The organism is uncultured Amnibacterium sp., from assembly GCF_964250715.1.
Taxonomy (GTDB): Bacteria; Actinomycetota; Actinomycetes; order Actinomycetales; family Microbacteriaceae; genus Amnibacterium.
In genome coordinates this window covers 102,611-124,323 of sequence record NZ_CAXUGX010000009.1, presented here as the reverse complement: position 1 = coordinate 124,323, position 21,713 = coordinate 102,611, and the positions used below count along the sequence as shown (strand labels likewise).

At 71.3% G+C, this 21,713-nt stretch carries 24 protein-coding genes; 18 read left to right on the top strand and 6 right to left on the bottom strand.

Annotated elements, in window-relative coordinates; genetic code table 11:
* Positions 1 to 43 precede the first annotated feature (43 nt).
* The 4 genes from trxA to ACFE7H_RS10340 form a co-directional block, all read right to left on the bottom strand.
* On the bottom strand, positions 44 to 361 hold the full coding sequence (trxA, locus tag ACFE7H_RS10355) for a thioredoxin (RefSeq protein WP_375401153.1): 318 nt from the start codon (positions 359 to 361) through the stop codon (positions 44 to 46).
* Positions 362 to 421: 60 nt separating this feature from the next.
* Positions 422 to 1,456, bottom strand: coding sequence for a thioredoxin-disulfide reductase (gene trxB, locus ACFE7H_RS10350; RefSeq protein WP_375401152.1), 1,035 nt, complete (start codon positions 1,454 to 1,456; stop codon positions 422 to 424).
* Positions 1,457 to 1,538: 82 nt separating this feature from the next.
* Positions 1,539 to 3,167, bottom strand: coding sequence for a murein biosynthesis integral membrane protein MurJ (murJ, locus tag ACFE7H_RS10345; RefSeq protein WP_375401151.1), 1,629 nt, complete (start codon positions 3,165 to 3,167; stop codon positions 1,539 to 1,541).
* Positions 3,164 to 5,266, bottom strand: a complete 2,103-nt coding sequence (locus ACFE7H_RS10340; protein WP_375401150.1) for a DUF6049 family protein — start codon at positions 5,264 to 5,266, stop codon at positions 3,164 to 3,166. The genes murJ and ACFE7H_RS10340 overlap by 4 nt, the downstream gene beginning before the upstream one ends.
* A gap of 126 nt (positions 5,267 to 5,392) precedes the next feature.
* Between ACFE7H_RS10340 and ACFE7H_RS10335 the strand changes: the two genes are divergently transcribed.
* The 8 genes from ACFE7H_RS10335 (at position 5,393) to ACFE7H_RS10300 (ending at position 11,875) form a co-directional block, all read left to right on the top strand.
* Positions 5,393 to 6,862, top strand: coding sequence for a CCA tRNA nucleotidyltransferase (locus ACFE7H_RS10335; protein WP_375401149.1), 1,470 nt, complete (start codon positions 5,393 to 5,395; stop codon positions 6,860 to 6,862).
* A 221-nt stretch (positions 6,863 to 7,083) separates the two neighbouring features.
* Complete coding sequence (gene rpsF / locus ACFE7H_RS10330; protein ID WP_375401148.1) at positions 7,084 to 7,455, top strand: 30S ribosomal protein S6; 372 nt, start codon at positions 7,084 to 7,086, stop codon at positions 7,453 to 7,455.
* A 7-nt stretch (positions 7,456 to 7,462) separates the two neighbouring features.
* Complete coding sequence (locus ACFE7H_RS10325) at positions 7,463 to 8,041, top strand: single-stranded DNA-binding protein (protein ID WP_375401147.1); 579 nt, start codon at positions 7,463 to 7,465, stop codon at positions 8,039 to 8,041.
* Positions 8,042 to 8,188: 147 nt separating this feature from the next.
* A complete protein-coding gene (gene rpsR / locus ACFE7H_RS10320) occupies positions 8,189 to 8,449 on the top strand; it encodes a 30S ribosomal protein S18 (RefSeq protein WP_375401146.1) in 261 nt (86 codons plus the stop codon).
* 13 nt (positions 8,450 to 8,462) lie between these two features.
* A complete protein-coding gene (gene rplI, locus ACFE7H_RS10315) occupies positions 8,463 to 8,915 on the top strand; it encodes a 50S ribosomal protein L9 (RefSeq protein WP_375401145.1) in 453 nt (150 codons plus the stop codon).
* A 700-nt stretch (positions 8,916 to 9,615) separates the two neighbouring features.
* The gene (gene dnaB, locus ACFE7H_RS10310; protein ID WP_375401173.1) at positions 9,616 to 10,905 is read left to right on the top strand and encodes a replicative DNA helicase; all 1,290 of its coding nucleotides are present in this window, start codon (positions 9,616 to 9,618) and stop codon (positions 10,903 to 10,905) included.
* 44 nt (positions 10,906 to 10,949) lie between these two features.
* Positions 10,950 to 11,615: a hypothetical protein gene (locus ACFE7H_RS10305; protein ID WP_375401144.1), complete on the top strand. Its 666-nt coding sequence runs from the start codon at positions 10,950 to 10,952 to the stop codon at positions 11,613 to 11,615.
* A complete protein-coding gene (locus tag ACFE7H_RS10300) occupies positions 11,612 to 11,875 on the top strand; it encodes a hypothetical protein (protein WP_375401143.1) in 264 nt (87 codons plus the stop codon). Before ACFE7H_RS10305 ends, ACFE7H_RS10300 begins: the two co-directional genes overlap by 4 nt.
* A gap of 29 nt (positions 11,876 to 11,904) precedes the next feature.
* On the opposite strand, the gene purB is transcribed toward ACFE7H_RS10300, so the two are convergent.
* Complete coding sequence (gene purB / locus ACFE7H_RS10295; RefSeq protein ID WP_375401142.1) at positions 11,905 to 13,287, bottom strand: adenylosuccinate lyase; 1,383 nt, start codon at positions 13,285 to 13,287, stop codon at positions 11,905 to 11,907.
* A gap of 162 nt (positions 13,288 to 13,449) precedes the next feature.
* Between purB and ACFE7H_RS10290 the strand changes: the two genes are divergently transcribed.
* Both ACFE7H_RS10290 and ACFE7H_RS10285 read left to right on the top strand, forming a co-directional pair.
* Positions 13,450 to 13,689, top strand: a complete 240-nt coding sequence (locus tag ACFE7H_RS10290) for a hypothetical protein (RefSeq protein ID WP_375401141.1) — start codon at positions 13,450 to 13,452, stop codon at positions 13,687 to 13,689.
* On the top strand, positions 13,686 to 15,140 hold the full coding sequence (locus ACFE7H_RS10285; protein WP_375401140.1) for a hypothetical protein: 1,455 nt from the start codon (positions 13,686 to 13,688) through the stop codon (positions 15,138 to 15,140). The genes ACFE7H_RS10290 and ACFE7H_RS10285 overlap by 4 nt, the downstream gene beginning before the upstream one ends.
* On the opposite strand, the gene ACFE7H_RS10280 is transcribed toward ACFE7H_RS10285, so the two are convergent.
* Positions 15,118 to 15,534 (bottom strand): phage holin family protein, encoded by a 417-nt coding sequence (locus ACFE7H_RS10280; protein WP_375401139.1) that lies wholly within the window; start codon positions 15,532 to 15,534, stop codon positions 15,118 to 15,120. The genes ACFE7H_RS10285 and ACFE7H_RS10280 overlap by 23 nt on opposite strands.
* 89 nt (positions 15,535 to 15,623) lie before the next feature.
* Between ACFE7H_RS10280 and ACFE7H_RS10275 the strand changes: the two genes are divergently transcribed.
* The 8 genes from ACFE7H_RS10275 (at position 15,624) to ACFE7H_RS10240 (ending at position 21,681) form a co-directional block, all read left to right on the top strand.
* Positions 15,624 to 16,733 (top strand): histidinol-phosphate transaminase, encoded by a 1,110-nt coding sequence (locus ACFE7H_RS10275; protein WP_375401138.1) that lies wholly within the window; start codon positions 15,624 to 15,626, stop codon positions 16,731 to 16,733.
* A gap of 97 nt (positions 16,734 to 16,830) precedes the next feature.
* Positions 16,831 to 17,946, top strand: a complete 1,116-nt coding sequence (locus ACFE7H_RS10270) for a thiamine pyrophosphate-dependent dehydrogenase E1 component subunit alpha (RefSeq protein WP_375401137.1) — start codon at positions 16,831 to 16,833, stop codon at positions 17,944 to 17,946.
* Positions 17,943 to 18,917, top strand: coding sequence for an alpha-ketoacid dehydrogenase subunit beta (locus ACFE7H_RS10265; protein ID WP_375401136.1), 975 nt, complete (start codon positions 17,943 to 17,945; stop codon positions 18,915 to 18,917). Before ACFE7H_RS10270 ends, ACFE7H_RS10265 begins: the two co-directional genes overlap by 4 nt.
* A gap of 10 nt (positions 18,918 to 18,927) precedes the next feature.
* Positions 18,928 to 20,262 carry a dihydrolipoamide acetyltransferase family protein gene (locus tag ACFE7H_RS10260; RefSeq protein WP_375401135.1) on the top strand — a complete coding sequence of 445 codons (1,335 nt, stop codon included), beginning with the start codon at positions 18,928 to 18,930 and terminating at the stop codon, positions 20,260 to 20,262.
* A 276-nt stretch (positions 20,263 to 20,538) separates the two neighbouring features.
* Complete coding sequence (rpmB, locus tag ACFE7H_RS10255; protein ID WP_375401134.1) at positions 20,539 to 20,775, top strand: 50S ribosomal protein L28; 237 nt, start codon at positions 20,539 to 20,541, stop codon at positions 20,773 to 20,775.
* Positions 20,775 to 20,942 carry a 50S ribosomal protein L33 gene (rpmG, locus tag ACFE7H_RS10250; protein ID WP_375401133.1) on the top strand — a complete coding sequence of 56 codons (168 nt, stop codon included), beginning with the start codon at positions 20,775 to 20,777 and terminating at the stop codon, positions 20,940 to 20,942. The genes rpmB and rpmG overlap by 1 nt, the downstream gene beginning before the upstream one ends.
* A gap of 30 nt (positions 20,943 to 20,972) precedes the next feature.
* The gene (gene rpsN / locus ACFE7H_RS10245; protein ID WP_375401132.1) at positions 20,973 to 21,278 is read left to right on the top strand and encodes a 30S ribosomal protein S14; all 306 of its coding nucleotides are present in this window, start codon (positions 20,973 to 20,975) and stop codon (positions 21,276 to 21,278) included.
* A gap of 121 nt (positions 21,279 to 21,399) precedes the next feature.
* A complete protein-coding gene (locus ACFE7H_RS10240; protein ID WP_375401131.1) occupies positions 21,400 to 21,681 on the top strand; it encodes an HU family DNA-binding protein in 282 nt (93 codons plus the stop codon).
* Positions 21,682 to 21,713 lie beyond the last annotated feature (32 nt).

The window sequence follows — 21,713 nt, the reverse complement described above, 5'->3', positions numbered from 1 at the left end:
TCAGGGTACCGGGGGCCGAACCCCCCGCGTTCAGGAGCGGGTGTTACGCGAGGACGGAAGCGAGATCGGCCTCGATGGCCGGCTTGGGCTTGGCGCCGATAACGGTCTTCACGACCTGGCCGCCGGAGTAGAGCTTCATGGCGGGAATCGAGGTGATCTGGTACTTCATGGCCGTCTCTGGGTTGTCGTCGACGTTCAGCTTGACGATCTCGAGCTTGTCGGCGTGCTCCTCCGATATCTGCTGCAGGATCGGGCCGACCCGGCGGCACGGTGCGCACCACTCCGCCCAGAAGTCGACGAGCACGGGCTTGTCGGACTGCAGCACCTCGGCATCGAATGTGGCATCCGTCACTTCACGCATATGCGATCTCCCTGTTCTTCATGCTTGTACTCGGATCCGGGTCGCGGAGCGGTCCAGACGTCAGTGGGTGCCGACCAGCTGGCCGGCCGGTGTTTCGGTCGACCCCGCGGACGGCGCGCTGTCCTTCTCGTCCACGGCGTCCGCCTCGGACAGCAGTGCGGTGGGCAGGTCGGCCAGGTAGTGCTCCACGTCCAGCGCGGCGACGGTGCCGGATGCGGCCGCGGTGATCGCCTGTCGATAGGTCGGGTCGATGACGTCCCCGGCGGCGAACACCCCGGCGATGCTGGTGCGGGATGAGCGGCCGTCGACCTGCACAGTGCCCTCGGGCGTCAGGGCGAGCTGCTCGCTCACGAGTCCGGTGCGGGGGTCGTTGCCGATTGCGATGAAGACGCCGCTGACAGCCAGCGTGCGGTCCTCACCACCGGTGGTCGACGACAGGCGGATCTGCTCGACGGCCTCGGCACCCTCGATCCCCGCGACCGCGCTGTTCCAGACGAACTCGATCTTGGCGTTGTCGAAGGCGCGCTGCTGCATGATCTTGGAGGCCCGCAGCGAGTCCTTGCGGTGCACCACGTAGACCTTCTCGGCGAAGCGCGTCAGGAACGTCGCCTCCTCCATCGCCGAATCGCCGCCGCCGACGACCGCGATGGTCTTGTTGCGGAAGAAGAAGCCGTCGCAGGTGGCGCACCACGAGACACCGTGGCCGGAGAGGCGGTCCTCGTCGGCCAGGCCCAGGCGCCGGTAGGCGGAGCCGGTGGAGAGGATCACCGTGAGGGCGCGGAAGGTCTGCCCACCGCCGGTCCGCACGGTCTTGATGTCGCCGGCCAGGTCGACCTCGGTCACGTCGTCGAGCAGGATCTCGGTCCCGAACTTCTCGGCCTGCTCACGGAACCGGTCCATGAGGTCGGGGCCCTGCACGCCCTCGGGAAACCCGGGGAAGTTCTCGACATCGGTCGTGTTCATCAACTCGCCGCCGGCGTCGACCGAGCTGGCGATCATCAGTGGCCGGAGTCCCGCGCGGGCCGCGTAGATCGCGGCGGTGTAGCCGGCAGGCCCGGATCCGATGATGACGACCTGACGTACCTGATCCGACATCGGGCGATCCTCCGCATTCGTGAATCGTGTTCGCTCGCGGCCGATTCGGCCGTCAGGGAGAAGAACCCATGGTAAGACCCCCCTATTCCACCCGGTCGAGCGGCGTGACGGTGGGTGCAATCCGCGCTTTGATCAGGTCGATCGCCACCCCCAGCTCAGGGGACTTGAGGGCGAGCAGCACGGCTGTGTACACGACCGCGACTGTCAACCCGATCAGCGCGGTCGTGAGCAGCCCGAGCCCCTTGGAGGCGACCGCGAAGCCGTCGTCGAAGCCCCCCAGAAGGATCAGCAGGACCACTCCGACCCCGGCGGCGACCGCGCCGGCCAGCAGGTACCGGGCGGTGGCGGCCACGACCGGGCGTCCGCCCAGGCCGCCCAGCCGACGGCGCAGGAGCACGGCGGCGATCGCGAGCTGGATGGTCGTGGCGAGGGTGACGACCAGGGCGATGCCGGCGGCGATCGCTCCGGTCGGCAGGGCGCTGCAGGCAAGGACGCCGGCGACGATCACGACGACCTGCGCCATGGTGAACAGGAAGGGGGTGCGGGTGTCGGCCAGGGAGTAGAACGCCCGCTGCACGACGAACAGCAGGGTGAACGGCAGCAGGCCGACGAGGTAGCCGATGAGCACCGCCGCCATCGCGCCGGCCTGGGCGGCGGAGTCGGTGAAGAACCGTGCGAACGGCAGCGCGGCGACCAGCAGGGCGGCGTCGGCCGCCACCACGACCAGCAGCAGGATGCGGACGGCCTGCGCGACGTCGGCCCGCACGGCTGCCAGATCCCCGGACGCCGCGTGCTCGCTCATCCGCGGGTAGAACACGGTGATCAGAGAGACCGTGATGATGCCGTGGGGCAGCATGAAGATGAGCCACGAGGTGCTCATCACGGCGACCGACGAGGTGCCGGCGGCGATGTTCGCGATGTTCGTCTCCACGGCGCCGGCCACCTGGGTGGCGATCAGCATGCCGAAGGTCCAGGCGCCCGCCCGCCCGGTGGCACCGAGGTTCACCCCGCGCCAGCGGAAGTCGGGCCGATACGTGAGGCCCGCCCGCCGCCAGGCCAGGGTCAGCACCAGCGCCTGCGCCGCGATGCCCAGGGTCGCGCCACCGGCGAGCAGGGCGATCAGGCCCGGGGAGTACTGCTGAACGGACCGGCCCGGGTTCGCACCGAACAGCAGCACGATCGACCCCAGTGTGGCGAGCGCGACCACGTTGTTCAGCACCGGCGCCCAGGTGAAGGGACCGAAGGATCGACGGGCGTTCAGCACCTCGCCGAGCACCGTGTAGAGCCCCAGGAAGAAGATCTGGGGCAGGCTCCAGAACGCGAACGCGGTTGCCAGCGGCAGGGCGTCGCCTCGCACGCCGAACAGTTGCATCAGCACGGGCGACAGCGCGGTCGCGACGATCGCGACCGCGCCGAGACCGATCAGAGCGATCGTCGTCAGCTTGTTGATGTAGCCCGCGCCGCCATCGGCGTCCCGGCTCGCGCGCACGATCTGCGGCACGAGCACCGCGGTCAGCAGGCCGCCGCCGATGATCGCGTAGATACTGTTCGGCACGATCGTCGCGGTCTGATAGGCGTCGGCACCGGGGCTGCCGACGACGCCGATCGCGGCGGCGAGCACGGCGATCCGAGCGAAGCCGAGCGCGCGCGAGACGATGCTGCCGGAGGCGAGCAGGGCGCTAGCGCGGCCGATGCCGTGGCGCTCGCTCATGCCATCGCCCTGCGGCCACGGGGACGCCGCCGAACGACGTTGCGGTAGACACCGGTGGCGAACAGGGCGGCCAGTGCGACGCCGAAGACGACCGCTCCGACCGTCTCCCAGCCCGCGGCGACGTTGATCCGGCGCTCCAGGGGCGTGCCGATGATCGAGCCGCCGGTCGTCCGCAGCGTGGTCGTCAGGATCACCTCACCGTTGCTGATCGAGTGCACCGGCAGCACCATGGGAAAGGGCCCGGACTTGGCCGGCAGGGTCGCTGTGGCGTCGCCGTCCACCGAGAGGCGACCGCTGTCCGACGAACCCTGCAGCGTCACCTTCACTGGGAAGGCGAGGTCGTTCTGCACCCTGACGGGCAGATTGCCGGTGTTCCCGTAGTAGTTGACGTTGCCGTTCCGAGCGAAGTGCACGCCCCCGGCGGTGGCGTCCAGCCGGCGTCGCAGTGTCGCCGCGGCGGACGTCCACCCCGAGGGGTCCCCGCGCCAGGCGCTCGACAGGACGCCGAGCAGCGCGAGCCGCTGCGAGGACAGGAGCGGCTGCGCCGCATCCACGCCGGTCAGCAGGCGCCGCCCGGCCGCCTCCGCGGTCACCAGGGCGTGTGCGGTACCGGTGCCCGCAGGCGCCGCCCTCGCCGGACGCAGGCTCACAGCCGGCGCCGCTGTGGTGCGCTGCAGTGCGGCGACCGAGCCGACCCCGATCCAGTGCTCCCCGGCGAGCACGTGCAGGACGCGACCCAGGGTTGCGGGATCCGCTCCGCGGTTGACCGTGGCGAGCAGCGCCGCCGGGTCGGCCGCCGCGCTCGTGGTCGCGAGGACCGCCATCAGATCGGCCAGGGGCGCGGCGCGGCCGGTCGGCGAGCCCGCGGAGACAGCAGCGTTCAGCAGTGCGGTCGTGGTGGTATCGCTGAGGATCGCGGGCAGTCGCCCCAGCCGGGCGGCCGGCCCGGCGGCCGCGCGCGCCGCGGTGTCGTTGACGGCGGCGGACGGGATCAGCACGGCACCGACCGTGGAGTCGCGCAGAAAGCGCAGGTCGCCGGCGGCCACAGCTCCGTCGGCCGGCCAGGCGATGGTGCCGCCCGAGTAGTTCCAGCTCGTCAGGGCTGCGGCGGTCGGGGCCGTGGTCGACGGGGTCGCGGATGCGGAGGGTGCGGGCGTCGCGCTCGGCGTCGCGCCGGTTGCGGTATCACTGCTCTCGGCCCCGGACTGGGCGCCCGCGAACGAGGTGGCCTTCGGCAGGCTCGGAGCGCCGGCCGCGCGTGTCAGGGCGAGGTCGGTGTCCGCGTACGGCAGGGGGACGAACTCGTTCGGCAGCGCCGCGAGGCCGGCCAGGAAGTCCGTCGCCTGCGTCGGAGCGGCCGCGCCGAGCACCCGCACGGACGCCGGGACGGCCGGGTCGAGCGCGATGACCGCATCCGTGCCGCGGAGTGCGTCGAGCTCGGCGGACCACGCGCCGGTGGCGGGATCGGTCAGCGCCGTCAACTGATCGGCGGTCAGCAGACCCGTCGCCGTCGCGGGGGCGGTGAAGGGCACCACGCTGGTGAACGACGGGCGGGCGTCGAAGTCCGAAGTAACCCATGTGACGGCCGACGCGCCGGTATCCGATGTCGCCTGGGCGGCGGAGAGCGTCGCTGTCAGCACCCGCGCGCCCGACAGCGATCCGAACACCGCTCGCAGCGTGTCGGCGGCGATCGTGGCGCGCACGTCACGGGTCTCGCCCGCCGGGATCGCCGGTGTTCGCGGCGTGCCGACCAGCAGATCGCCCGCGATGACCGCCGGCTGGTGCAGCCGTTGCAGCAGCGTCGCCGTGCTGGCGGGCGGCAGCTGCGCCAGTCCGATGCGGGCGCGGCCCGCCGGCAGCGCGGTCGTACCCGAGTTGTGCACCTCCACGAGCACCCGGAGCGTGCCACCCGCTCGCACGACTCCCCCGTCGGTCGGCGCGACGGTCACCTGTGCGGTGGAAGCGTCGGGTGCAGCCGCCGCGCTCGCCGACTGCCCCCCGGTCAGCGGGACGACCACGACCGTCAGCACGCCCGCGGCTACGGCCAGCGCGGCGGCGGCCCGCGCGGCGGGCCCGGGCTCGTGAGCGCCGCGTCTCACCACCCGCGCGCGGTGGCTCCCCCGACCGGCCCGCGCATGCGGCGAAGTCTACGGCGGCGCACCGTCCCGACCGTCGGTGCCGCGCGTACCGCGGGCGGCTTCGCGCCCGCTCCTAGGCTTGTGCGCATGACCGGGGTCGCGGATGCCGTCGCCCGGCTCGACGGTCTGGCCGCTCAGCCGGCCGTCGCCCGGCTGAGCGCCGCGTTCGCCGAGGCCGGGCACGAGCTGGCCCTGGTCGGCGGGCCGGTGCGGGATGCGATGCTCGGACACCGCGGCGCCGACCTGGACTTCACGACCGACGCCAGACCCGACGCCATCGCGCGCATCCTCCGGCCCATCGCCTCCGCCGTCTGGGAGGTGGGGCGCGCCTACGGGACGATCGCGGCCCGGGTCGCCGGGGAGGAGGTGGAGGTCACCACCTACCGCCGGGACCGGTACGTGCCGTCGTCGCGCAAGCCCGAGGTGGAGTTCGGCGACGACCTGCACGGCGACCTGAAGCGCCGCGACTTCACCGTGAACGCCATCGCCCTGCGCCTGCCGAGCCTAGCGGTGGTCGATCCGACCGGTGGTATCGCGGCGCTGCTGGAGCGGCGGCTGACGACCCCCTCGCCGGCGGTCGAGTCGTTCGACGACGACCCGCTGCGCATGCTGCGGGCGGCGCGGTTCGAGGCGCGGCTCGGGTTCCGGCTCGACCCCGACGGGCGCAGTGCCATGCAGGCGCTGGCCCCCCGCATCGAGGTCGTCTCGGCCGAGCGGGTGCGCGACGAGCTGATCAAGCTGCTGTCCGCGACACGCGCCACTGCGGGGCTTCGGCTGCTGGTCGACACCGGGCTGGCCGCGATCGTGCTGCCGGAGCTGCCCGCCCTGCGCCTGACCGTCGATTCGCAGCACCGCCACAAGGACGTCTACGAGCACAGTCTGACTGTGCTGGAGCAGGCGGTGGATCTGGAGCAGGAACGCTTCCCTGGGACGCCGCCCGACGTCGTGCTGCGACTCGCGGCCCTGCTGCACGACATCGGCAAGCCGGCGACGCGGCGGTTCGAGTCCGACGGGCAGGTCACCTTCCACCACCACGACGTGGTCGGCGCCAAGCTGGCGCGCAAGCGGCTGAAAGCGCTGCGATTCCCGAACGACGTGGTGGATCAGGTGTTCGGCCTGATCGAGTTGCACCAGCGCTTCTTCGGCTACGGCGAGGGCGAGTGGACCGACTCCGCTGTCCGCCGCTACGCCCGCGACGCCGGCGAGCTGCTGCCGCGCCTGCACATCCTGACCCGCGCCGACGTCACGACCCGGAACGTGAAGAAGGCGCGCCGGCTGTCGATCGCGTACGACGACCTGGAGGCCCGGATCGCGGTGCTGGAGGAGCAGGAGGCGCTGAGCGCGATCCGACCCGACCTGGACGGCGAGGCGATCATGCGCATCCTCGGTGTGCCGCCGGGCCGCATCGTGGGCGAGGCCCGCTCCTTCCTGCTGGAGGCGCGGCTGGAGGAGGGCCCTCTCGGCGCCGAGGAGGCGGAGCGCCGCCTGCGTGCGTGGCATCGCTCCCGCTCCTGGCTTTTGGACGCCGCGAACAATTCATGCGAAATCGAGAAATGAAGGCGGATTCAGCCGCAGTGCGCCTGAATACCTCGAAATCTCCTGAATTCCTCGACGGTCAGGTGGCGGGCGATGGGAGAGGGCGATGGGAGAGGTCGACGGGGCCGGCCGCCGCGGCTAGGCTGTTGCGGTTGCCCGGCGGACCTGTGCCGCCGCGGCATACGTCACACCCTCCTGTCACGGATCGACCGTGACCGCTTGAGACCAGAGGAGGTGGGTACATGACGCACAAGTACGAACTCATGGTCATCCTCGACCCGAGCATCGACGAACGCACCGTCGCGCCCAGCCTGGACCGGTTCCTGAACGTCATCCGCGCGGATGGCGGCACTGTCGACAAGGTCGACATCTGGGGACGGCGCCGGCTGGCGTACGAGATCGCCAAGCAGACCGAGGGCATCTACGCCGTCGTCAACCTGACTGCGTCCGCCGAGGCGACGAAGGAGCTGGACCGCCAGCTGGGGTTGTCCGAGGCGGTGCTGCGCACCAAGGTGCTCCGCGCGGAGGAGGCGATCGCGATGGCCGAGGTCGACGCGGCCGCCCGTGCCCGCCGGGCCGCCCGCACGCCGCGTCCGGCGACTGCGGAGAGGTAGGCCGGCCGTGGCGGGCGAGACCACCATCACCGTCGTCGGCAACCTGACCGCCGACCCCGAGCTGCGATACACGCAGAACGGCCTGGCCGTGGCGAACTTCACGATCGCCTCGACCCCGCGCAACTTCGACCGTGCGAGCAACGAGTGGAAGGACGGCGAGGCGCTGTTCCTGCGCGCCAGCGTCTGGCGCGACGTCGCCGAGCACGTCGCCGGGTCGCTCAGCAAGGGCTCCCGCGTGATCGTCTCCGGCAGGCTCAAGCAGCGCTCGTACGAGACGCGCGAGGGCGAGAAGCGCACCAGCATGGAGCTGGAGGTCGACGAGATCGGCCCATCGCTCCGGTATGCGACCGCACAGGTCACCCGCAGCTCCGGCGGTGGCGGAGGCGGCCAGCAGTATGCGGGCTCCGGTGGCGGCCGCGGCCAGGCGAGTTCTGCCGGCGGGGGCTCCGGCTCGGGTGGTTCCGCCGGCGGCGACCCGTGGGCCGCACCGGGCACCTCATCCGGCGGCTCGGGGTCGGGTTCGTCTTCGAGCGGCGCAGACGGCTGGAGCACCCCGGGCGCCTACGACGACGACACCCCCTTCTAACCCGGAGCACGAGCCGGCCGAGTGCGGCCAATCGCACGACGACCTCAGGGACCTGAGTAGCTATAACCCTCCCTGGCCCGGTAGGGGCCAGGGGCCCAGCCGCAGTAGCGGCGGCGCGGCATGAACACATCTTGGAAAGGAAACACCGTGGCAGGGAAGTCCAGCGGGGATCGGCGCAAGCCGACCCGAGGCAAGGGCGGCAAGCCCGTCGCACCGGCGAAGTTCATGAAGGTCGGCCTGATCGACTACAAGGACGTCGCGACGTTGCGCAAGTTCATCTCCGAGCGCGGCAAGATCCGCGCCCGGCGCATCACCGGCGTCTCGGTGCAGGAGCAGCGGCTGATCGCCCGCGCGGTCAAGAACGCGCGCGAGATGGCGCTGCTCCCCTACTCCGGCTCCGGCCGCTGATCGGGGAGACGATATGTCGAAGCTCATCCTGACCCAGGAGGTCTCGGGTCTCGGTTCCGCCGGTGACGTCGTGGAGGTGAAGGGCGGGTATGCCCGCAACTTCCTGGTTCCCACCGGGCGTGCCGTGACGTGGAGTCGCGGTGGCGAGAAGCAGATCGAGAGTCTGAAGGCGGCGCGAGTCAGCCGAGAGGCGGCCTCCATCGAGGAGGCGCAGCACACCAAGGCGGTGCTGGAGGCGCGGCCGGTGACTCTGACGGTGCGCACCGGCCAGGCGGGCCGGCTGTTCGGGTCGGTCTCGGCCGCCGATGTGGCCGGTGCGATCGAGGCGGCAGGGCTGGGCGCGATCGATCGTCGCTCCGTCGAGCTGACGTCGCCCATTCGCGCCGTCGGTGCCTATGAGGCCACCGTCCGGCTGCGGAGCGATCTGACGGCGCAGGTGACCCTGGAGGTCGTCGCGGACCACTGAGGGCGCACAGTCCTTGCGGGTCACCGATCCGACGAGCACACCACGAGGGCGGCGGCCCTGCCGAATACCGGCGGGCCGCCGCCCTCGTCGTGTGCGCCACCTTCGGCACGCTTCCTGATCGACACGCTTCCTGAGCTGCAGGCTCCCCGGCGACGGCCGCACTACACCGGGTGGCATCGGACACGCCAGCAAGTCACCTTCAACCTCAGGTTGAAGGTAGTTATTCACAGTTCGGATCCACGGGGTCCATCCCCTGGTCAGAGCCGTCTTCGCCGCAGGGCCGCCGGCTCCTTCCGGCGGTTCTCCACAACGATTCCACATGGTGATAGGACTCGACGGGCGAGTCGTCCACACGGGTGTGCACAACCGTCCGGCTACCGTCAGCCATGTCGTCGAGCGGGGGTTCGCGCGATGTCGGAGGTGGGGGGCAAGCTCCGAAGGGGCCGTTCGAGGGAGGCCGTGCGGGAGCCGTCCCGCCGGCCGAATCACGCGCCAGGCGGTACCCGATCAGGTCCTGCCCGCCCAGACGACGCCCGACCGATGTGACGACGAAGCAGTGACGACGAAGCAGTGACGCCGACCAGGTGACGCAGGAGAGGAGGTGACCGTGACGATCGCCGACTGGGACGTCGGGCAGGAGCCATGGGACGGCGGCGGCATCGAGACGCCGCGCTCGCATGAGCGCACGCCGCCGCACCACATGCTGGCCGAGCAGAGCGCCCTCGGCGGCATGCTGCTCTCGCCCGACGCGGTCGCCGACGTGCTCGAGAGCGTGGGCGCGACCGACTTCTACGCTCCGAAGCACGAGCTGATCTTCGCTGCGATCCTCACCCTGTACTCCCGGGGCGAGCCGACCGACGCGATCGCCGTCGGCGACGAGCTGACGCGCACCGGCGACATCCAGCGGGCGGGCGGGGAGTCGTACCTGCACACCCTGACCTCGCTGGTACCCACCGCCGCGAATGCGGGCTACTACGCCGGCATCGTCGCCGAGAAGGCGGTGCTGCGCCGCCTCGTCGACGCCGGCACCCACATCGCGCAGCTCGGCTACGCCAGCGAGGGCGACGCGCTCGATCTGGTCAACCAGGCCCAGGCCGAGATCTTCGGCATCACCCACGGTGCGGCTACCGAGGACTATGTGCCCCTCACCGAGGCGGTCACGACCGCGATCGACGAGATGGAGGCGGCGTCCGGCCGTGACGGCGAACTGACCGGCGTCCCGACCGGGTTCGCCAAGCTCGACGAACTGACGAACGGCCTGCATCCCGGCCAACTGGTGATCGTCGCCGCCCGGCCCGCGCTCGGCAAGTCCACCCTCGCCCTGGACATGGCTCGCGCAGCCGCCATCCGCCACCACCAGCCCGTCATCTTCTTCTCGCTGGAGATGGGCCGCAGCGAGATCGCCATGCGCCTGATGGCCGCCGAGGCCACCATCCCCCTGCAGAGCATGCGCAAGGGCACCCTGCACGGCGACGACTGGACCAAGATCGCCGCCACCCGGGGCCGCATCAACGACGCGCCGCTCTACCTCGACGACAGCCCCAACATGAGCCTCGTCGAGATCCGCGCCAAGTGCCGCCGGCTCAAGCAGAAGATCGGCCTGAAGATGGTCGTCATCGACTACCTGCAGTTGATGACCTCCGGCAAGCGGGTGGAGAGCCGGCAGCAGGAGGTCAGCGAGTTCTCCCGGGCGCTGAAGCTGCTGGCCAAGGAGCTGCAGGTCCCCGTCGTCGCCCTCTCGCAGTTGAACCGTGGGCCGGAGCAGCGGGCCGACAAGCGGCCGGCGCTGTCGGACCTGCGCGAATCGGGTTCCATCGAGCAGGACGCCGACGTGGTGATCCTGCTGCACCGCGACAGCGCCTACGACCGCGACCAGCCGAACCCCGACGCCGACTTCATCGTCGCCAAGCACCGCAACGGCCCCACCGACACCATCACCGTCGCCTTCCACGGTCGCTACTCGCGCTTCGCCGACATGGCCGTGGCGTAACGTCGATCCTCGCTCTGCCGATTCCCGCGGCGCCGATCGACGCAGTGCCGATCGACGCAGTGCCGATCAGCGCTCTGTTCATCAGTGGTGGGTTCATCGCCGAGGTGCGGGCAAGTCCGGCGGAGCGGGAAGGGACGCGGCAGATGGCCACCACCCGCGACCCGCTGCGCGTCACGCTGGGGCTGCGCGCCGCGCTCGCCGGCGCCTTCGCCGTCGTCGTCACCCTGTCGGCGGACAGCCTGGGCCACGTCCCGGTCGACGTCGATGCCGCAGCCCGGGCGGGTTCGATCTACTTCGGCGCCTTCGAGGTGCTGCAGGGAGCGGTGGTGGCGCTCGGGGCGCGCAGCACGCCGTCGGCGGTCGGGCGCACCCTGGTGCGCGCGCGGGGGGCCGTCGGCGTGCTGCTCGGTGCCCTGGCCGTGCTGCTCGCAGGTGCCGGATTCGGCTTCCTGCTCCTGATCGTCACGGTCACCGCGCTGCTGACCGGGGTGCTGGAGGTGCTGGTCGGCGCCCGGCGGCAGGATGCCGGGCCCGCATCGCGTGACGCCATCGTGGCGGGCGGCCTGACCACGCTGGTCGGCGTCCTGCTGCTGCTCCTGCCCTTCACCGTCACCTCCACCCTCGGACTGCTGGCCGCCTGGACCGCGCTGCTCGCGGTGTACCTCGGCATCGCCGCAGCGTCCCTGCGTCCCGCCCGGCAGACCGCATGACCGGCTCCGGGGGCTCCACGCGGCGCGAGCGGCAGCGTCCCGTCGAATTGATCGCGATGGCCCTGATCGTCGGCGTCTTCGTCGGCGTCGTCGTGCTGCTCGGCTCCCGCTCCCCCACCGTGTCCGTGATCTTCGCCGGCATCGCGTTCATCGTCACGCTGCTGCTGTTGGCGATGCTCGCCCTGATCGCATCGGGCAGTCCCACCTACGGCGATCGCCCCGTGCTGCACCCGCCCGAGGACGACCCGCCCCACGAGTGACCGGGCGCCGGCTCACTCCGAGTGCCGGTTCAGTCGGAGTGACGCGCGAGGTCGGCCGCCAGCCCCGTGTACGACGAGGGGGTCAGGCCCCGCAGACGTGCTCGTGCCGAGTCGCCGAGGTCGAGCCCGTCGATGAACGCGGCCAGCGATTCGGGCGTCACCCGCCGGCCGCGGGTCAGCTGCTTCAGCGCGTCGTACGGATCGGTGACGGTGCTGCGGCCCGCCACGATCTCCGCGCGCAGCACGGTCTGGATCGCCTCGGCCAGCACCTCCCAGTTGGCCGCCAGGTCGGCGGCCAGCACCTCGCGGTCCGGGTCGATCTCGAAGAGCCCCCGCAGCAGGTTGTCGAGCGCCACCAGCGAATGCCCGAAACCCACGCCGATGTTGCGCTGGGTGGTGGAGTCGGTCAGGTCCCGCTGCAGCCGGGAGGTGACGAGCGTGCGCTCCAGGGTGCCGAGGATCCCGGTGGACAGCTCCAGGTTCGCCTCGGCGTTCTCGAAGCGGATCGGATTGACCTTGTGCGGCATGGTCGAGCTGCCCGTGGCGCCCTCGACGGGGACCTGGCGCCACACCCCCTGCGAGATGTAGGTCCAGGCGTCGGTGCACAGGTTGTGCAGCACCCCGTTCGCGTGCGAGATCGCGCCGTAGAGCTCCACCTGCCAGTCGTGCGACTCGATCTGCGTGGTCAACGGGTTCCAGGCCAGCCCGAGGCCGGTCACGAAGCGCTCGGAGAAGGCGGGCCAGTCCACCTGCGGGGCTGCGACGACGTGCGCGGCGTACGTGCCGCTCGCGCCGTTCGACTTGCCCTGGATGCGCACCCCCGTGATGCGGTCGCGCACACGGTGCAACCGATGGGCGAAGACCGCCAGCTCCTTGCCCATCGTGGTGGGCGTCGCCGGCTGGCCGTGGGTGCGGGCGAGCAGCGGGACCTCCGCCCACTGCAGCGCCAGCGTGCCGATCCGCGCCCGCACCGCGTCGAAGGCGGGCAGCCACACCCCGTGCAGCGCGTCACGCACGGTCAGGGCGACCGCCAGATTGTTCACGTCCTCACTGGTCATCGCGAAGTGCGCCAGCTCCGTCAGGCGAGCAAGGTCCAGCTCGGCCAGCCGTTCCCGCAGCAGCAGCTCGACGGCCTTCACGTCATGCCGGGTGGCGGCCTCCAGCGTCGCCAGACGGTCGATCTGCGGCTGTCCGAAATCCCGCACCGTGGCGCGCAGCGCAGTCGCCGCCGTGTCGGAGGGGGGTTCCACGCCGAACTGGCCGGTGGCGACCAGTGCGAGCAGCCACTCGACCTCCACCCGCAGGCGCGCCCGGTTCAGCGCCGCCTCGGACAGGTGCTCGGCCAGGGGCGCAGTGACACCGGCATACCGGCCGTCCAGCGGCGACAGCGGTTGCGGGGGCAGGGCTGGCACGGTCGGGCTCCTCGCGGTCGCTGACGGAACTGTCGTCCCCATTCTCCGGCAAGCCCGCCCGCTCCTCCCCAGGCGGGTACCCAGGGCGCTCGTGCCGGACGGCGGCCGCTGGACCGGACCGCGCCGCCGCTGCGTCGGACGATGGTCGTCGACGGAGGTGCGATGGGCATTCAGGACGAACCGGCGGCCGCGGTGCTGGCGGCTTCGGTGCTGGCGGGCGACGCCCGCGGTCTGGTGCATCGCGCGGACGCGGTGCCACTGCCGCCGCAGCAGGTGGACGGCTGGGCGTCGCCGGCGGCCCGCGCGTACGCGGACGACGTGCGGGCCCTGCATCGCGCCGTCGCCGACCTGCGCGGCGCGCTCGCCGAGCTCGCGGGGCTGCTCGCCGGCGCGGTACGGTGAGCGACCAGATCACGGTCTCCGGCGGCGGCAGTGTGGCCGTCGAGACGCCGGTGATGCTCGCCGCGGCGGCCGCGCTCGGCGAGACGCACGACGAGCTGCAGCGGATCGACGCGATCCTCGCCGCTCTGCGGCTGCAGCCGGCCTGGGCGGCGCTCGATCCCGCGCTGCGCGCGCGGGCGGACGGGGCTGCAGCGTCAGCAGCAGCGCACTGCCGGGTCGCGACGCGCACCGCCGGCGCGACTGCGGATGCGGTGCGGACGGCCGCGGTGCAGTACGGCGCGGTCGAGCATCTGGTCGTCACGATCCTCGACTCGACCACCGCGGGGGTGGCGTCGATCTTCGGGGGCGCACTCCGGCTCGCCGCGGCAGCCGGTCCCCTGCCGCTGGCCGTCACCGCGGGGGCCGAGCTGCAGCTGACGCTGCTGCCTCTGCTGCAGCAGACCATCGCGCACACGCTGACGACCGGTCGCTTCGAGCCGCAGCTCGATCCGATGCTGCTCGCCGAAGCGCAGCGCGACATCTCGTCTGCCGACGACTTGCTGCGCGGCTTCCTGCTGATCGAGACCCCGCAGGAGATCGCGCGGAACGACCCGGGCGCACCGTTCGGCACCGAGGCGATCGCCGGGGCGCTCGGATTCGGCTATCTACTGCTGGAGCACCCCGACCCGCGGCTGCGCCTGCAGCGAAGCGGCTCGGGCCCGATGCCCCGTCCCACCGACCTCGCCGACCTCGGCCGCCGGGTTCCGCAGGACGGGCCCGCCACGCCGCAGCTGCGTATCGAGCGCTACGCCGACGGCGACGGCGCGGTGCGGTGGATCGTCTACTCCTCCGGTACGGTGCACTTCGCCCCGGTGCACAACCGGGAGCCGTTCGACATGCTCGCCAACCTGCAGGGTGTCGCCGACGAGCCGAGTGCCGCCCAGACGGCGACGGTCCGGGCGATGCACGCCGCCGGGATCCGGCCGGGCCAGCCGGTGCTGCTCGTGGGGCACTCGCAGGGCGCCCTGAATTTGACGCGGGTCGCCGCGGACGGCGGGTTCGACGTCGCGGGCGTGGTGACCCTGGGCGGGCCGACCGGCCAGATCGCCCTGCCGCGCTCGCTGCCCGTACTGGCGCTCGAGCACGACGAGGACCCCGTGCCCGTCATCGCCGGGATACCCGCCGCCGGCGCCGCCGGGCTGAACCGCGTCGTGGTGCGGCGGCGCCTCTACGACGACGAGGCGCCGCCCAGCAACGGAGTCGCGGTGCCGTCGCACGAGACCGACGAGTACGTGCGCACCCTGCTCGACGCCGAGCGGTCGTCCGCGGCGCCGGTGGCCGGGTTCCAGCGGCAGACTCGCGGCTTCTTCACCGGCGACGCCGGCACCGTGTCGAGCTGGCAGGCGAGCCGCGCCACCGGCGACGTGGATCAGCGGCGGCCGCGACCGGCTACGAGCGGGCGCTTCCAGTAAGCGGCCGCAGCAGCGAGCCGATCAGCCAGCCCAGCACGCCGAGCAGGACCGCGCCGAGCACGCCGTCCCAGAATCCGGCGACCTGCAGGCCGAATCCGAACCAGCTGCTGATCCAGGCCACCAAAAGGAACAGCAGCCCGTTGACGACCAGCGAGATCAGACCCAGTGTCAGCAGGTAGAGGGGGAACGCGACGATGCGGATGGCCGTGCCCAGCACGCCGTTGACCAAGCCGAAGAGCAGCGCCAGCAGCAGGAACGTCACGACCGCCGGCAGCGGACCGCCGGCGTACGGCTCCACCCGCACGCCGGCGGGCTGGCCGAGCAGGGCGAACAGCAGCGTCGTCAGCCAGAGGGCGATCGCGTTGCCGACCACGCGGACGACGAACCGGCGCATCCGTCCACTATGGCATCGGGCGTCCCGCGTTCGCGGTGTGCCCGCCGCCCCACACCTCCTCCGCTTCGGTGCCTCGTACACTCCGATGGGTGACGACCCGACCCGCGCAGGTGCGCCTGCGCCCCGAGATCACTGCGCTCGCCGCCTTCCAGCAGGGCCGCACCCCGCCGCCGGGCGGATTCAAGCTCTCCTCGAACGAGAACCCGTTCCCGCCCCTGCCCACGGTCGTCGCGCGGGTCGCTGAGTTGACCGAATTCAATCGGTACCCGGACGACTCGGCGACGGCGCTGACCGCGCGGCTCGCGGCGCGTCACGGGCTGCAGCCCGCCGAGGTGCAGGTAGGTGCCGGTTCCATGTCGGTCATCACCCAGCTGATCACGGCTGTGGCGGGGCCGGGCGACGAGGTGGTGCACGCCTGGCGCAGCTTCGAGGCCTACCCCGGGGTCATCACGGTCGCCGGAGCCACACCGGTCCCCGTGCCGAACACCGTCGAGGGCGCGCACGACATCGACGCGATGATCGCCGCGGTGACGCCGCGCACGCGGGCCGTCATCGTCTGCTCGCCGAACAATCCGACCGGCACCGTCGTGGCCGCCGCCGACTTCGAGCGCCTGGTGGCCGCCATCCCGTCCGACGTGCTCGTGCTGCTCGACGAGGCGTACTGCGAGTTCGTGCAGCGGAGTGCGGGTCCGGATGCGCCGGTGGACGGCGATGCGGTCGTGCACCGGCATCCCAATGTGGCGGTCGTGCGCACCTTCTCCAAAGCCTGGGGCCTCGCCGGACTGCGGGTCGGCTACGGGATCGGGTCGGCCGAGGTGCTGGCGGCGGCCCGCTCCTGCGCGGTCAAGTTCTCGGTCTCCGGCCTTGCGCAGGCCGCCGCCCTGATCTCGCTCGACCACGAGGCCGAACTGCGGGACCGCGTCGAGGCGATCGCGGCACTGCGCGACGACGTCTGGCGGCGACTGACCGACCAGGGCTGGTCCATTCCCCGGCCGCACGGCAACTTCGTCTGGCTGCCGACCGCCGAGCGCACCGACGATGCGGCGGACGTGCTGCACGCCCACGGGATCACCGCCCGTCCGTTCAGCGGTGAGGGCGTGCGCGTCACCATCGCCGAGCAGGAGTCCGTCGAGGCCCTGGTGCGGGCGGCGGCCGACATCCTCGTGGCCGGCGACGCGCTGCTGAGCGCCGCCCACTAGGTTGATCCGGGCGCCCGCCGGGTCGGCGGTGCCGGCCGACTGGAGCGGGCGCGGCAGCACCGATGGCGCACCGCACAAGGGTGAGGGCGAGGACGCGGTGGCCGACACGACGGATCTGATCCGCATGATCGGGACGGACGGCACCTGGGCGCCGACACCGGCCGCCGAGGAATACCTGGACGCAGCCGGAGCGGTCACGACGGAGCAGTTGGTCGGCTTCCTCGGTGACATGGTGCGCTGCCGCGCCTTCGACGTCGAGGCCGGACACCTCCAACGGCAGGGGCACCTGGCGCTCTGGGTCCCCTCGTACGGTCAGGAGGCGGCCCAGATCGGCTCCGGCCGGGCCGCCCGAGCGCAGGACAGCATCTTCCCCGCCTACCGGGAGCATGCCGTGGCCATGGTGCGCGGAGTCGACCCCGTCTCCATCCTCAGCCTGCTACGCGGGGGGACGCTCGGCGGCTGGGTGCCGTCCGAACGCGGCAACTTCCACCTGTACACCCTGGTCATCGGCTCGCAGACGCTGCACGCCACCGGGTACGCCATGGGTGCCCAGTTCGACGGCACCACCGCGACCGGCGATCCGGCGACGGACGAGGCGGTAATGGTCTACTTCGGCGACGGTGCGACCTCGCAGGGGGACACGAACGAAGCGCTGATCTTCGCCGCCAGTTACCAGACCCCGCAGGTGTTCCTGCTGCAGAACAACCACTGGGCGATCTCGGTCCCCGTCGAGCGCCAGTCCCGCGCCCCGCTGTATCGCCGTGCCGCCGGCTTCGGTATGCCGGGCGTGCAGGTGGACGGCAACGACGTGCTCGCGATGTATGCCGTCACCGGCACCTACCTGGACCGGGCGCGGGCCGGCGGCGGTCCGGCCCTGATCGAGGCGCTCACCTACCGGATCGGCGCGCACACCTCGGCCGACGATCCCACCAAGTACCGCACCGAGACCGAGCTCGCCTCGTGGACCGAGCGCGATCCGCTCACGCGCCTGCGTTCGTACCTCACCGGCCGCGGTGTCGGGCAGGACGTGTTCGACGGGCTGGAGCAGGAGGGCGCGCAGCTCGCCGCCGACGTGCGCCGGCGCACTCTGCAGCTGACCGATCCCGAGCCGGCGTCGATGTTCGCCCACGTCTACAGCGAGCCCCACCCGCTGCTGACCGCGCAGGCCGCCTGGCTCGCGGACTACGAAGCGTCGTTCGGCGGTACCGAATGACGATGCTCCCCATGGCCCGCGCACTGAACGCCGGGCTCCGCGAATCGCTGCTGCGCGACCCCAAGGTGCTGCTCGCCGGCGAGGACATCGGCCGGCTGGGCGGGGTGTTCCGCGTCACGGAGGGGCTGCAGGCCGAGTTCGGCGAGCAGCGCGTACTCGACACGCCGCTGTCCGAGGCGGGAATCGTCGGCACCGCGATCGGTCTCGCGATGCGCGGCTACCGCACCGTCTGCGAGATCCAGTTCGACGGATTCATCTATCCGGGCTTCGACCAGATCACGAGCCAGCTGGCCAAGCTGACCAACCGGCACGACGGCTCCGCCCGCTTCCCGATCGTCATCCGCGTGCCGTACGGCGGCCATATCGGGTCGATCGAGCACCACCAGGAGAGCCCCGAGGCGTACTTCGCACACACGCCGGGCCTGCGCGTCGTCACGCCCAGTACGCCGAACGACGCGTACTGGATGATCCAGCAGGCCATCGAGTCCGACGATCCGGTCATGTTCTTCGAGCCGAAGGGCCGGTACTGGCCCAAGGGCGAGGTGGATCTGACCCGGCCGGCCGCGCCGCTGCACGCGTCCCGCGTCGTGCGCCTCGGCACCGACGTCACCGTGATCGGCTACGGGCCGATGGTCAGCGTGCTGCTGCAGGCCGCCGAAGTCGCCGCCGACGAGGGCCGCAGCCTCGAGGTCGTCGACCTGCGCTCCCTCTCCCCCATCGACTGGGAACCGGTCGTCGCCTCGGTGGAGAAGACCGGCCGCGCCGTCGTCGCCCAGGAGGCACCCGGCTTCGTCAGCCTCGGCTCCGAGATCGCCGCGACCGTCGCCGAGCGGGCCTACTACTCGCTGGAGGCGCCCGTGCTGCGCGTGGCCGCATTCGACGTGCCGTACCCGCCTGCCAGACTCGAGAAGCTCTACCTGCCCGATGCCGACCGTGTCCTCGAAGCCGTCGACCGCACCCTGGCCTACTGAGGAGCCCGGCATGACGACATCGCACTTCGCGCTGCCCGACGTGGGCGAGGGCCTGACCGAGGCCGAGATCGTGTCCTGGAAGGTCGCCCCGGGCGACATCGTCACCGTCAACCAGGTGATCGTCGAGATCGAGACGGCCAAGTCGCTCGTCGAGCTGCCGTCGCCGTACGAGGGCCTCGTCGATGCGCTGCTCGTCGCCGAGGGCGACACGGTCGAGGTCGGCACGCCGATCATCCGGGTCGCCTCTACGGGTCCGGAGCAGCTGAGCTCGCCGCTGCACACGCCCGCCCAGTCGGCCCTGCCGACCGAGGTGCAGGTCACGAGCACGCAGTCGACCGGCACGCAGTCGGTCGAGGGGGCCCAGTCGGCGGACACCGAGGAGCCGGAGCGTTCCGGCGCGGTCCTCGTCGGCTACGGCATCAGCGGTTCGGTGCCCACCCGCAGGCGCGGTCGTCGCACCGCTCCCCCGGCCCCGAAGCCGGGCGTCGCATCACCGGTCAAGCCGCCGATCCGCAAACTCGCCAAGGATCTGGGCGTCGACCTGGCCCAGGTCATCCCGACCGGCAGCGCCGGCGAGGTCACCCGCGACGACGTGCTGCGCGAGAAGCAGCAGGCCGGCGTGTTCCGCAACGTCGAGACGCCGGCCTGGCCGAACGACCGGGAGGAGCGGATCCCCGTCAAGGGCGTCCGTAAGGCGATTGCGCAGTCGATGGTCTCCAGCGCCTTCACCGCGCCGCACGTCAGCCTCTTCGTCGACGTGGACGCGACCCGCACGATGGAGTACATCCAGCGGCTGAAGGCGTCGCCCGACTTCGCCTCCGTGCGCATCTCCCCGCTGCTCGTCGTCGCGAAGGCGATCATCTGGGCCGTGCGACGCAACCCCACCGTCAACTCCAGCTGGACCGACCGCGAGATCATCGTGCGCCACTACGTGAACCTCGGTATCGCCGCCGCGACCCCCCGTGGCCTGATCGTCCCCAACGTGAAGGACGCCCATGCGCTCACCATGCGCGAGCTGGCCGGTTCGCTCGAGCACTTGATCGTCACCGCCCGCGAAGGACGCAGCACCCCCGCCGACATGGCCGACGGCACCATCACGATCACCAACATCGGCAGCTTCGGCATGGACACCGGCACCCCCATCCTGAACCCCGGCGAGGTGGCGATCATCGCCCTCGGCACCATCCGGCAGAAGCCCTGGGTCGTCGACGGCGACGTCGTCCCGCGGTACGTCACCACCCTCGGCGCCAGCTTCGACCACCGCGTCGTCGACGGCGACGTCGCCAGCCGCTTCCTCGCCGACGTCGCCAGCGTGGTTGAAGAGCCGGCGCTGCTGCTTGATTGAGGGCCGCCGGCACGGCGGCCCTCAATCCGTGCCTATTGCGGCGCCGCCGTCCCCCGCCCGGTAGGGGCGGTGGGCCCACCTGCGGCGCCGGTCGTGGGTAGTCCGCTGCGGCGGGAAACCCGCCACCGCTCCCGTTCCCGAGGCCGGAGCACGGTGCTGTAAGGTTTGTGGTTGGCCGCGTCGCGGTCGTCGGGGCGCGCGAGCGTCACCGGCAGACAAGTGATCTTGGGTGGTACCGGCTTGGTCGGTGGCACGGTAGAGCATCAGGAGGATCAAGTGGCAGGAGTCTGCCAGGTGACCGGCGCCGGACCCGGCTTCGGCAACAGCATCTCGCACTCGCACCGGCGCACCCGCCGTCGGTTCGACGTGAACATCCAGAAGAAGTCGTACTTCGTCCCGTCGCTGAAGCGCTCCGTCACCCTCACGGTGTCGGCCAAGGGCATCAAGGTGATCGACGCCCGCGGCATCGAATCCGTGGTGAAGGACATCCTGGCCCGCGGAGAGAAGATCTGATGGCCAAGCAACAGGACATCCGCCCCATTATCAAGCTCAAGTCGACCGCCGGTACCGGGTACACCTACGTCACCCGCAAGAACCGTCGCAACGATCCCGACCGTCTCGTGTTGAAGAAGTACGACCCGGTCGTCCGCAAGCACGTCGATTTCCGCGAAGAGCGCTAAGAGCGCGACAGCGCTCAAGAAGGAACAGTCATGGCGAAGAAGAGCAAGATCGCTCGCAATCAGCAGCGCGCAGTGGTCGTCGAGCGCTATCGGGTCAAGCGCGCCGAATTGAAGAAGGCGCTCGTCGACCCCGCGTCCAGCGACGAGGCGCGCGAGGAGGCCCGGCTCGGCCTGCAGAAGCTACCCCGCAACGCGTCGCCGGTGCGTCTGCGCAACCGGGATGCGGTCGACGGTCGCCCCCGCGGCAACCTCTCCAAGTTCGGAATCTCCCGCGTGCGATTCCGCGATATGGCCCACCGCGGCGAACTTCCCGGAATCACCAAATCCAGCTGGTGAATTCCGTAGCTCCGTCCGATGCACCTGATAGCTTGACCTCCGGTTCCGGCTCGAAGCCGGAAATGGACGAAGCAAGTGACAGGCGGTCGCGCCCCGCGCCCGCGATCGATGGAGGACGAATATGGCATCTCTCAACCGGACCGATCTGGTCGCCGCAGTCGCGGCCGAATCGAACCAGAGCCAGAGCTCGGTGAACAGCGTGCTCGACGCCCTGTTCAGCACGCTGGCCAAGAACGTCGCCGACGGCACCAAGGTGACCATCCCGGGGTGGCTCGCCGTCGAGCAGACCTCGCGGGCCGCCCGCACCGGTCGCAACCCTCAGACCGGCGAGCCGATCCAGATCGCCGCCAGCAAGGGCGTCAAGATCAGCGCCGGCAGCAAGCTGAAGGCCGCAGTCAAGTAGTTCGGGTGGCCCGGGTCACCTCGTCACCCGCG

Coding starts and splice junctions, on each gene's coding strand:
- ACFE7H_RS10290 (WP_375401141.1), top strand. CDS start 13,450: ATGGGCATTCAGGACGAACCGGCGGCCGCGGTGCTGGCGGCTTCGGTG.
- dnaB (WP_375401173.1), top strand. CDS start 9,616: ATGCTGGCCGAGCAGAGCGCCCTCGGCGGCATGCTGCTCTCGCCCGAC.
- ACFE7H_RS10260 (WP_375401135.1), top strand. CDS start 18,928: ATGACGACATCGCACTTCGCGCTGCCCGACGTGGGCGAGGGCCTGACC.
- trxA (WP_375401153.1), bottom strand. CDS start 361: ATGCGTGAAGTGACGGATGCCACATTCGATGCCGAGGTGCTGCAGTCC.
- ACFE7H_RS10280 (WP_375401139.1), bottom strand. CDS start 15,534: ATGCGCCGGTTCGTCGTCCGCGTGGTCGGCAACGCGATCGCCCTCTGG.
- ACFE7H_RS10240 (WP_375401131.1), top strand. CDS start 21,400: ATGGCATCTCTCAACCGGACCGATCTGGTCGCCGCAGTCGCGGCCGAA.
- rpmG (WP_375401133.1), top strand. CDS start 20,775: ATGGCCAAGCAACAGGACATCCGCCCCATTATCAAGCTCAAGTCGACC.
- rplI (WP_375401145.1), top strand. CDS start 8,463: ATGTCGAAGCTCATCCTGACCCAGGAGGTCTCGGGTCTCGGTTCCGCC.
- rpsN (WP_375401132.1), top strand. CDS start 20,973: ATGGCGAAGAAGAGCAAGATCGCTCGCAATCAGCAGCGCGCAGTGGTC.
- rpsF (WP_375401148.1), top strand. CDS start 7,084: ATGACGCACAAGTACGAACTCATGGTCATCCTCGACCCGAGCATCGAC.
- trxB (WP_375401152.1), bottom strand. CDS start 1,456: ATGTCGGATCAGGTACGTCAGGTCGTCATCATCGGATCCGGGCCTGCC.
- ACFE7H_RS10335 (WP_375401149.1), top strand. CDS start 5,393: ATGACCGGGGTCGCGGATGCCGTCGCCCGGCTCGACGGTCTGGCCGCT.
- ACFE7H_RS10300 (WP_375401143.1), top strand. CDS start 11,612: ATGACCGGCTCCGGGGGCTCCACGCGGCGCGAGCGGCAGCGTCCCGTC.
- ACFE7H_RS10265 (WP_375401136.1), top strand. CDS start 17,943: ATGACGATGCTCCCCATGGCCCGCGCACTGAACGCCGGGCTCCGCGAA.
- murJ (WP_375401151.1), bottom strand. CDS start 3,167: ATGAGCGAGCGCCACGGCATCGGCCGCGCTAGCGCCCTGCTCGCCTCC.